9 protein-coding genes are annotated in these 9,584 nt (G+C 71.3%); 8 read left to right on the top strand and 1 reads right to left on the bottom strand.

The features are described 5' to 3' along the window. Positions 1-90: 90 nt before the first annotated feature. From VM840_12120 to pepN, 4 genes are all read left to right on the top strand, one after another. Complete coding sequence (locus VM840_12120; GenBank protein ID HVL82324.1) at positions 91-444, top strand: PaaI family thioesterase; 354 nt, start codon at positions 91-93, stop codon at positions 442-444. Then, a complete protein-coding gene (locus tag VM840_12115) occupies positions 432-764 on the top strand; it encodes a DUF202 domain-containing protein (GenBank protein ID HVL82323.1) in 333 nt (110 codons plus the stop codon). The genes VM840_12120 and VM840_12115 overlap by 13 nt, the downstream gene beginning before the upstream one ends. Before the next feature lie 250 nt (positions 765-1,014). Then, on the top strand, positions 1,015-2,427 hold the full coding sequence (locus VM840_12110; GenBank protein HVL82322.1) for a class II fumarate hydratase: 1,413 nt from the start codon (positions 1,015-1,017) through the stop codon (positions 2,425-2,427). Next, complete coding sequence (gene pepN / locus VM840_12105) at positions 2,427-4,952, top strand: aminopeptidase N (GenBank protein ID HVL82321.1); 2,526 nt, start codon at positions 2,427-2,429, stop codon at positions 4,950-4,952. The genes VM840_12110 and pepN overlap by 1 nt, the downstream gene beginning before the upstream one ends. Here pepN and VM840_12100 read toward each other — a convergent pair whose 3' ends face one another. Next, the gene (locus VM840_12100; protein HVL82320.1) at positions 4,953-6,305 is read right to left on the bottom strand and encodes an adenylate/guanylate cyclase domain-containing protein; all 1,353 of its coding nucleotides are present in this window, start codon (positions 6,303-6,305) and stop codon (positions 4,953-4,955) included. It lies immediately after the preceding gene. Positions 6,306-6,334: 29 nt separating this feature from the next. Here VM840_12100 and VM840_12095 point away from each other — a divergent pair, with 29 nt between their 5' ends. The 4 genes from VM840_12095 to VM840_12080 all read left to right on the top strand — a co-directional run bounded on the left by VM840_12095 (position 6,335) and on the right by VM840_12080 (position 9,443). Continuing rightward, positions 6,335-6,883 carry a hypothetical protein gene (locus VM840_12095; GenBank protein HVL82319.1) on the top strand — a complete coding sequence of 183 codons (549 nt, stop codon included), beginning with the start codon at positions 6,335-6,337 and terminating at the stop codon, positions 6,881-6,883. Then, on the top strand, positions 6,880-8,037 hold the full coding sequence (locus VM840_12090; protein ID HVL82318.1) for a D-alanyl-D-alanine carboxypeptidase family protein: 1,158 nt from the start codon (positions 6,880-6,882) through the stop codon (positions 8,035-8,037). The genes VM840_12095 and VM840_12090 overlap by 4 nt, the downstream gene beginning before the upstream one ends. A 71-nt stretch (positions 8,038-8,108) precedes the next feature. Beyond that, positions 8,109-8,849: a hypothetical protein gene (locus VM840_12085; GenBank protein HVL82317.1), complete on the top strand. Its 741-nt coding sequence runs from the start codon at positions 8,109-8,111 to the stop codon at positions 8,847-8,849. A gap of 36 nt (positions 8,850-8,885) precedes the next feature. Continuing rightward, a complete protein-coding gene (locus tag VM840_12080) occupies positions 8,886-9,443 on the top strand; it encodes a redoxin domain-containing protein (protein HVL82316.1) in 558 nt (185 codons plus the stop codon). Positions 9,444-9,584 lie beyond the last annotated feature (141 nt).

The following is a 9,584-nucleotide window of genomic DNA, read 5'->3' as shown; positions in this document are numbered from 1 at the left end:
TATCGTGCCCCCGTGGACGACGCGCGCACACCCTTCCCCGTCGACGCCGAGGCGTTCAACGCCGTGGGAGCCGAGCGGCTCCCGGGCTACATGGGCATCGAGATAGCGGAGGTACAGGTCGGGCGCGTCGAGGCGGGGTTCGACGTCCGCCCCCATCACCTGGCTCCCAACGGGTTCCTGCACGCCGGCTCCGTCGTGACCCTGGCCGACACGGCCTGCGGGTACGGCTGCGTGCGCGCGCTCCCCGAGGGGGCGAGCGGGTTCACGACCGCCGAGCTGAAGGCGAACTTCCTGTCCACGACGACGTCCGGGCGCGTCCGGTGCACGGCCACGCTCGTCCAGGGAGGACGCACGCTCCAGGTCTGGGACGCGACCGTGACCGACGACTCCGAGCGCACCCTCGCCGTGTTCCGCTGCACCCAGGTCGTCCTGTGGCCGCGGTAAGGGGCGACCCGGACGCCCGGTTCTCGCTGGCCAACGAGCGGACCTTCCTCGCCTGGGCGCGGACCTCGCTCGCCATGATCGCGACGGGGCTCGTGGTGGGCAAGCTCCTGCACGTGGGGGCCGAGGCGGTCGCCCTCGCGCTCGCCGGGACGCTCGTGGTCGCCGGGGGGACGGTCGGCGTGTGGCCCTACGTCGCCTACCGCCGGGCCGACGAGGCCCTGCGGTCCGGACGGCCCCTGCCGCGCACCCCCCTGCCCCTCCTCGTCGCGCTCACGCTCGCCCTGGCCGCGGTGGGGGGCCTCGCCCTGCTCCTGGGCTGATCGAGCCGGCAGGTGGCGCCCCTCGCCGGCGCGCGGCCGGTACCGTCACCCCTCCGGGGCTTGCGCCGGCGGCTCACGCCACATGCGGCGCCGTGCGCCGGCTCACCTCGAGCCGGGCGGCGAGAGGGGCGGCCGCGACGGCGGGCAGCGCCACGCCACGTGAGGATCGGCTCCCGACCGAGCCGTGTCGCAGGCCCGGTGCGCCAGCCGTCATGCTGAAGGCCACCACTACGAGGAGGAACCACCGCCGATGAGCGACGACTTCAGGATCGAGAAGGACACGATGGGCGAGGTCCGGGTGCCCGCCTGGGCTCTCTGGGGCGCGTCCACCCAGCGCGCCGTCGAGAACTTCCCCGTGTCCGGGATCGTCTTCCCGCCTCGCTTCATACGCGCGCTCGCCCTGATCAAGGGAGCCGCGGCCGAGGTGAACGCCGAGCTCGGCCACCTCGAGCAGGACGTGGCGCGGCTCATCTCGCAGGCCGCCACCCGCGTCGCGGGGAACGAGTTCGACGAGCACTTCCCACTGGACGTCTTCCAGACCGGCTCGGGCACGTCCACCAACACGAACGCCAACGAGGTGATCGCCAACCTGGCCAACGAGGCCGCCGGATCGGAACGGGGGACGAAGACCCCCGTGCACCCCAACGACCACGTCAACTTCGGACAGTCGTCCAACGACGTGATCCCGACGACCATCCACGTGGCTGCGCTCGACGCGATCCAGCACGACCTGCTCCCGGCGCTCGAGCGGCTGCACGGTTCCCTGCGCACCAAGGCGACGGAGTGGACGGACGTCGTGAAGCCCGGCCGCACCCACCTGATGGACGCCACGCCCGTCACACTCGGACAGGAGTTCGGGGGGTACGCGCGCCAGGTCGAGCTCGGCATCAAGCGGGTTCGCGACGCCATGCCCCGTCTGGGCGAGCTCGCCCTGGGAGGCACCGCCGTGGGAACGGGGCTCAACACCGACCCCCGGTTCGCCGCGATGGTCATCGCCCGTCTGACGGAGCGGACGGGGCTCGGCCTGCGCGAGGCGGAGGACCATCTCGAGGCCCAGGGAGCCCAGGACGCCTGCGTGGAGATGTCCGGGGCCTTGAAGACGGTCGCCGTCTCCCTGGCGAAGATCGCCAACGACCTCCGGTGGATGAACTCCGGACCCCGCGCCGGGCTGGCCGAGATCAGGCTCCCGGACCTGCAGCCCGGGTCCTCGATCATGCCGGGCAAGGTGAACCCGGTCATCCCGGAGGTCGTCGTCCAGGTGGCCGGACAGGTGATAGGGGCCGACGCGGCGATCACCTTCGGGGGGGCGTCCGGGAACTTCGAGCTCAACGTGACGCTCCCGCTGATCGCCCACAACCTGCTCCAGCAGGTGACCCTGCTCGCGGCGGCGTCGACGCTGCTGGCCACCAAGACGATCGAGACCACCGAAGCGGACGTGGAGCGCTGCCGGTCGCTCGTCGAGTCGACGGACATCATCGCGACCGCGCTGAACCCGGTCATCGGCTACGAGCGCGCCGCCGAGCTCGTGAAGGAGGCCCGCCGGACCGGACGCACCATCCGGGAGCTCGCCGCGGAGCGGGACATCCTCCCGGAGGAGGAACTGGATAGGGTCTTGGACGTCGAGTGGATGACCCGCGGGGGCCTAGGGAGGACAGAGGACTGATGCAGACGACGACCCAGGACAACCTCACCCGCGAGGAGGCGGCCGAACGCGCCGCCCTCGTCACCTCCCCCGTCTACGAGATCTGGCTGGACCTGACCACGGGCGACCAGGTCTTCGGCTCCCGGACGAAGGTCAGGTTCGGATCCGACCAGCCCGGTTCGGACACGTTCATCGACCTGACGGGAGCGACGGTCGAACGGGCGACCCTCAACGGGCGCGACATCCCCGAGGATCACTTCGACGGCAACCGGCTCCGACTGTCCGGGCTCGAGGAGACGAACGAGCTCGAGGTGTGGGCGACGTGCAGCTACCGCCGGACGGGGTCCGGTCTCCACTTCTTCCGGGACCCCGTGGACAAGGAGCCCTACCTGCACACCCAGTTCGAGCCCTTCGAGGCGCACTCGGTCTTCGCGTGCTTCGACCAGCCGGACATCAAGGGCCGCTTCTCGTTCTTCGTCGAGGCCCCCGAGGGTTGGGAGATCTGCTCGAACATGGCTCCGACCGCTCGTCCGGCCGCGGGCGGGCTGTGGGCGTTCCCCCAGACCCCGGTCATGCCGTCCTACATCACGGCCGTGGTGGCCGGGCCCTTCCACATCGTCCGGGACCGTCACCGCGACATCGACCTCGGCATCTGGTGCCGGCGGTCGCTCGCCGACCACCTCGACCCCGACGAGATCTTCGAGATCACGAAGCAGGGCTTCGACTTCTTCGAGGAGGCGTTCGGCTCCCCCTACCCGTTCGGGAAGTACGACCAGCTCTTCGTGCCCGAGTTCAAGTTCGGCGCGATGGAGAACGCGGGCTGCGTGACCTTCACCGAGTCCTACGTGTTCCGGTCCCGCGTCACCGAGACCATGCGTCAGAGCCGCGCCGGGACGATCCTGCACGAGATGGCCCACATGTGGTTCGGCGACCTCGTCACGATGCGGTGGTGGGACGACCTGTGGCTGAACGAGTCGTTCGCCACCTACACCGGGAACCTTGCCACGGAGAGGGCGACGCGCTTTAAGACGATCTGGGCCCATTTCGCGAGCGGCACGAAGGGGTGGGCCTACACCCAGGACCAGCTCCCAACCACGCACCCGATCGTCGCCGACATGCCCGACGTGCAGGCCACCCACCTCAACTTCGACGGCATCACGTACGCGAAGGGGGCCTCGGTGCTCAAGCAGTTCGCGGCCTGGGCAGGCGAGGAAGCGTTCCTCGAGGGCGTCCGGCGGTACTTCGAGAAGCACGCCTGGGGGAACACCACGCTGGCCGACTTCATGGCTCCCATCGAGCAGGCGTCCGGCCGCGACCTGGGGGCCTGGGGGCGCGAGTGGCTGCAGACCACCGGCGTCAACACGATCCGGCTGGAGTCGACCGACTCCGACGGTGCATACACGCAGATGTCGGTCGTCCAGACCGCGCCCGAGGAGCACCCGACGCTCCGCTCCCACCGGATGGCCATCGGCTTTTACGACCTGACCGAGGAAGGACTGGTCCGCCGCAAGCGGATCGAGCTGGACGTGACCGGCGAGCGTACGGAGGTCCCCCAGGCCGTCGGCGACGAGGTCCCGGACCTGCTGCTCCCCAACGACGACGACCTCACGTACGCGAAGATCCGCTTGGACGAGCGGTCGCTCCGCACGCTCGTCTCCCGCCTGCGCGAGCTGCACGATCCGGTGGCGAAGGCGCTGTGCTGGACGGCCACCTGGGACATGACCCGCGACGCGGAGATGTCCGCCCGCGACTTCGTCGACCTCGTATGCAACAACCTGACCCCGGAGACGGACATCGCCGTGGTCCAGGGGCAGATGCTCCGCCTCGGCGTCGCGCTGGGGTACTACGTGCATCCGGACGCGCGGGACGCCTCCCTCGACCGCGCCGCCGCCGCGGCTCGGGAGGCGGTGCTCACCTACGAGCCCGGGTCGGACCATCAGCACGCCTGGGCCCGGTTCCTCTTCTCCGTGGCCAGGAGCCAGGATGACGTGGCGCTGCTGCGGGGGCTGCTGGACGGGAGCCGCGAGGTGACCGGCCTCACCGTCGACACCGACACGCGCTGGGCGATCGTGTCCGGGCTGGCTGGGTGGGGCAACGCCGACGAGGCCCTCATCTCCGCCGAGTACGAGCGCGACCCCACCGATATGGGCCGCCGCCACGCCGAAGCGGCCCGGGCGTCGCGCCCGACCGAGTCGGCCAAGGCCGAGGCGTGGGACAGGGCGACCAACGATCCGGACATCTCGCTCGCGGACATGAAGGCGCTCCTGTCCGGGTTCGCGGACCCGATGGCACCCGAGCTGCTGCGCCCCTACCGCGACCCGTACTTCGCGACGGTCACCCGGTTCTTCGACACGCGCGGCATCGACTTCGGGCTGCAGTTCGCCGAGTCCGCCTACCCGAGATGGCTGGTCGAGCAGGAGACCGTCGACGCCACGCGCGCGTACCTGGCCGGCGACGACGTCCCCCCGCCGCTCCGCAGGATCATGCTCGAGGCGATGGACGGCGTGGCTCGAGCGATGCGGGCCAGGGAGCGAGACCGCGCCTAGCTACAGGATCGGCTTCGCGTCGGCGGGGGGCATCGCGTAGCGCGCGGGCGCGGCCAGGAAGCGCCGGAGGCACTCCTCCGAGCAGAAGACGAACTCGTAGCCGCCGTGCAGCAGGCGGGCGGCCGAGTGGGTGCCGACGAGCATGCCGCATACCGGGTCCTGCTCGCGTCGGGAGGCCCGGCCCCCGGTCCGGACGACCCTGTAGACGGGCAGCGGGTCGGTCAGTCCACGCAGGTCCCGCTCCCCCGCCGGCTCCACCGGGATGTCCGCCTCGAGGGCGGCCGCCGCGACCGGTTTCGTGATCAGGATCTCGCTCGCCTGGGCCAGCGCGGCCACCCGGGCCGCGATGTTCACGGTGTTGCCGACGTAGTCGCCCACCCGGTAGAGCACCTCTCCCGTATGGACCCCCACCCTGATCGCCGGGAAGTGCCACTCCCGGCCGATGGCCACGTCCAGCTCGATCGCGAACCTCAGCGCGGACACGGGCTCCCGGAACGTCAGCATGAACGCGTCGCCGATCTGCTTCACGATCGCCCCTTCGTGCGGGACGACCAGCTCCCGGACGAGGTTGTCGAACCTGTTGAGGACATCAGCGGCCACCTCGTCCCCGTGCACCTGAGCGAGCGGCGTGAACGACGCCAGGTCGACGAACAGGATCGTGGCGGGCCTCTCTCCGGTCCTCGGCCCCTTCGCCTCCAGCCGGTTGAGGTTGTCCTCGGCCAGCGCGCGCAGGAGGTGTCGCTGGTGGAGGTGGACGAGCAGCGAGTCGATCACCGGCCTGAGCCCGCGAGCCAGCTGCATGAGCCTCTCGGACCGGTCCCTCTCGTCCGAGTAGGTGCGCTCCATGTCGTCCATGTAGGCGCTGAGGATCCGCACCTCCGTGTGAGCCAGCCGGCGCATGGCGTCGCCGTACACGCGGGCGGCCTCCAGGATCGCCTCCCACGGGACCCCGGCCTGCACGACCCCGGCGACCGCGGCCATCACGTCGACATCGGTCGTGGTGAGCAGGTCGCCGGGCGTGCCGGACGCCGTCCGCAGGGCGGTGATCTGCTCGGGCGTGAGGCCGGTCCGCTGGCCCACCTCCTCGAGCGTGAGGTGCGCGGTCCGCTCCGGCACCAGTAGGTCGGGGCCCAGCAGGGGGAGGGTGTCCTCGAGCAGGCCCCGCCCGATCTGGGCGGGGGGATGGCCGAGCGCCTTGTGATGGATGATCACCCGCAGGCGGAGGGCGTCCATCTCGTCGAGCAGCCCGTCCCCGTCGAGGTCGAGCAGGCCGTCGGCGACGTACCCGAGGAGCTCCTCGACCTCGATATGCGCGAGCTCGGCCAGCTGCTCGGGGGTGAAGGGGCCTCGCATACCCCGATGCTAGACTCATCCGCGGGGCCATGAACGTTCTGTTCGTCTGCACCGGCAACGTCTGCCGCAGCCCGATGGCCGAGGGTTTCCTGCGCAAGGAGGCGCTCGAACGCGGGCTGGACATCGACGTCCGATCGACCGGGACGCACGCGTGGCCGATGCGAGCCGCGACGTGGGACGGGCGGGAGGTCATGTCCGAGCTGGGGGTACCGATCGACGAGCACCGGACCCGCCTGTACGAGCGTCCGCTGATCGAGTGGGCGGACCTGATCGTGGGGCTCGCCGTCGAGCACGTCCGCGACGTGGTGCGGGACCATCCGGACGCCGCCCCCCGCACCTTCGGACTGAAGGAGCTCCTCGCCCTGCTGAGGCAGGTCCCCCCGCAGCCGACGCCGAAGGATCTCGTGCGGGCCGCGGACGCCGCCCGCGAGGAGGCGCCGCCCCTGGACGACGCGGATGTCTTGGACCCGTTCGGCGAGCGGCGGGAGGCCTACCGACGGGTGGCGGGTGAGATCCGCACGCTGATCGAGGAGCTGGCCGCGGCCTTCGAGCGGCGGCCGGAGGTGACGAACGCGTGAGACGGTGGATATGGGCCCTCGGGGCCAGCCTGCTCCTCGCATCCGCCGTCGGTGTCGCGCCGGCCGCTGCACAGCAGGACCCGCAGCTCGAGACGGAGCGGGTGGACCCGGTCCCCACCCCCGATCCGGGAGCCCCGCCCGCGCTCGGGTCCACTGCCGCCATCCTCGTCGACCTGGACGACGGCAGGGTCCTGCTGTCGAAGCAGGCCCGCCACCGGCTCCCTCCCGCCAGCATGACGAAGGTCGTCACCGCGCTCGTCGCCCGCGACCTGTTCACGCTGGCCGAGGAGGCCGTGGTGCCGCAGGACGTCCTGCAGGTGAGGGGCGGGAAGCTCGGGATGGAGCCCGGGATGCGCTTCACCGTCCAGCAGCTGCTGTACGCCCTGCTCCTCAAGTCGGCCAACGACGCCGGACACGTCCTCGCCGCCCACGACCCCCACGGGTACGACCACTTCATCGCGCTCATGAACGAGAAGGCCCGGGCCCTGGGCGCCTTCGACACCCACCTGGTCAACCCCCACGGGATGGACGCGCCCGAGCACTACTCGAGCGCCTGGGACATGGCCATCTTCGGCCGCCAGCTCCTCGAGGACCCCGTCCTCGCCGAGATCGTGGCCACCCCGCGGTTCACCCTCCCGTGGCCTGGAGGCAACCCGCGGTCCTTCGACAACCACAACAAGCTGCTGGGCCAGGAGCCCGGGACCCTGGGGATCAAGACCGGGTTCACCAACCGGGCCGGGAAGTGCCTGGTGGCAGCGGCCCAGCTCGGTCCCGGACGCGCCCTGACCGTGGTCATGAACGCCCCCGACCACTACGCCGAGACGGTGGCGTTGTGGAACTACTTCAGCCAGCGTCCGGTCCTGCTGCGCCCGGCCGACGAGGGTTCGTCGGAGGACCCGGTCCTGCTCGCCACGCCCCCGCCCGCCCCCGTCACCGACCCGGTGGAGGCGGCCCTCGTCGCGAGAGCCGGTCCGGTCGATGCCCCGCGCGACGTGCGGTGGGTCGCCCTCATGGCGGTCCTCGCCGCCCTGACGCTGGCGACCCTGCAGCGTCCGCAGCGCCTGCACCCGATCGCCGAGGCGGCTCAGTTCCACGCCTACCTGGAGCCGCTCCTGGAGACGGACGCCGCCTGGGAGAACCCAGCCCAGAGGTGACCGCTGCGACGGGGAGGAGTTCGTCTCCCGGTCGCGAACGGTAGGGGTGGGAACGCTCACCGAACCGAAGGTTGCTGCTGAAGGCTATGCGCCGCTACGCGCTCATCGTCGTCCTCATGGCGCTCGTCAGCCAAGCCGCGCCCGCGCGCGCGGCGGGACTGGGCCCTTTCGCGCCGCCCGCCCCCCCGCGCCCGAACGCGGTCGAACCCGACCCCGTGGGCGCCATCTGCGCCGGTACGGACCCGGACCACCGCAGCCCGCTCTGCGCACCGTTCAGGTGGATCGAGATCCTGATCGTGCCCGGGCCGACGCCGCAGTTCACCTTCAGGCCCTACCTCGCCCACACGGTCGAGTCCCGCGGGATACCGCTCGGCTACCTCAGCAACCCGGTCCAGCCCCTCGCGACCGGGACCGTCCCCCGCACCTACTGGGTGAAGGCCATCACGAACCTGACCGACGAGCCCATGACCGTGACCCGCTGCGACCACTCGCCCTGGGAGGGGGAGTTCGGCAACCCCCGGTGCGGCGTCACGCTCGGACTGTTCGACCCGCCCCCGATGCGGCACAAGGTCGGTCCGGGTGCGCGCAAGGTGTTCGACGACCCCGCCTCGTACGAGAACAAGCGGGTGGAGAACGGCACCAGGGGAGGCAACTACTTCTTCCCTGTGGACGACGACAACTTCTACGCGGTCTGGAACCAGGCTCACTACATCACCACGCTCGAGCGCCGTGAGATGCGGGGACTGTTGAAGCACGTCTACTTCGACTGCTCCGGCCCCGAGCAGCCCCACATCTGCCAGGGCCGCGGCTGACCCCCCGGGGTCCGGGGGCCCGTATCCTGGTCGCGTATGCGACGCCTCCTCTGGCTCGCCCCCCTGGCCGCCGTCCTCGCCGTCTCGGGCGTGGCCCTGTTCCGGGCCTCTCCGCAGGCGGAGCTGCTGAGGCCGGCGCCTGCGTTCTCGCTCCCGGTCCTGCGCAACCCGGACGCCCGGATGGGTCCGGAGGACCTGCGCGGGCGCCCCGCCGTCCTCAACTTCTGGGCGTCGTGGTGCACGCCGTGCCGTGACGAGGCGCCGGAGCTCGCCCGCGCCGCGGCCGAACACCGAGGGGTGGCGTTCCTGGGGGTGAACATCCGCGACGGCCGCGACGAGGCGACGCGCTACGAGGACGAGTTCGAGATCCGCTACCCAAGCGTCCGGGACGCCACCGGACGCACCACGCGCAGCTACCGCGTCACGGGGGCCCCGGAGACGTTCTTCCTGGACCCGCAGGGACGTGTCGTCGGCCACTTCATCGGGGCGTTCGCGCCCGGACAGCTCGACCAGATCGTGTCCGAGCTGGCGCAGCTCCGCCCGGGAGAGGTCCTGCGGATCACGGGACGCGGGGAGACGCGCCCGATCCGGTGATCCGGTTCCGGTGCGGGACCCCGCCCGCTGCGGGGCCCGGTGCGGTGCGGACCTGGCCCGGTGCAGAGTCCGGGAAGTGGAAGAGCCCCCCGGGGGGGTGGGGGGCGCATTCCGGTGGTGCGGGGAGGGGTTCTGTAGCTC

Source organism: Actinomycetota bacterium, assembly GCA_035540895.1.
Lineage (GTDB): Bacteria > Actinomycetota > JAICYB01 > JAICYB01 > JAICYB01 > DATLFR01.
Note: the sequence above shows the minus strand (reverse complement) of the source record. Positions and strands in the feature narration are given on the sequence as shown.

What these genes read in the sequence shown, in the direction of transcription:
- VM840_12120 (HVL82324.1), top strand. Translation starts at nt 91, where the DNA reads ATGGGCATCGAGATAGCGGAGGTACAGGTCGGGCGCGTCGAGGCGGGG.
- VM840_12110 (HVL82322.1), top strand. Translation starts at nt 1,015, where the DNA reads ATGAGCGACGACTTCAGGATCGAGAAGGACACGATGGGCGAGGTCCGG.
- pepN (HVL82321.1), top strand. Translation starts at nt 2,427, where the DNA reads ATGCAGACGACGACCCAGGACAACCTCACCCGCGAGGAGGCGGCCGAA.
- VM840_12100 (HVL82320.1), bottom strand. Translation starts at nt 6,305, where the DNA reads ATGCGAGGCCCCTTCACCCCCGAGCAGCTGGCCGAGCTCGCGCATATC.
- VM840_12095 (HVL82319.1), top strand. Translation starts at nt 6,335, where the DNA reads ATGAACGTTCTGTTCGTCTGCACCGGCAACGTCTGCCGCAGCCCGATG.
- VM840_12080 (HVL82316.1), top strand. Translation starts at nt 8,886, where the DNA reads ATGCGACGCCTCCTCTGGCTCGCCCCCCTGGCCGCCGTCCTCGCCGTC.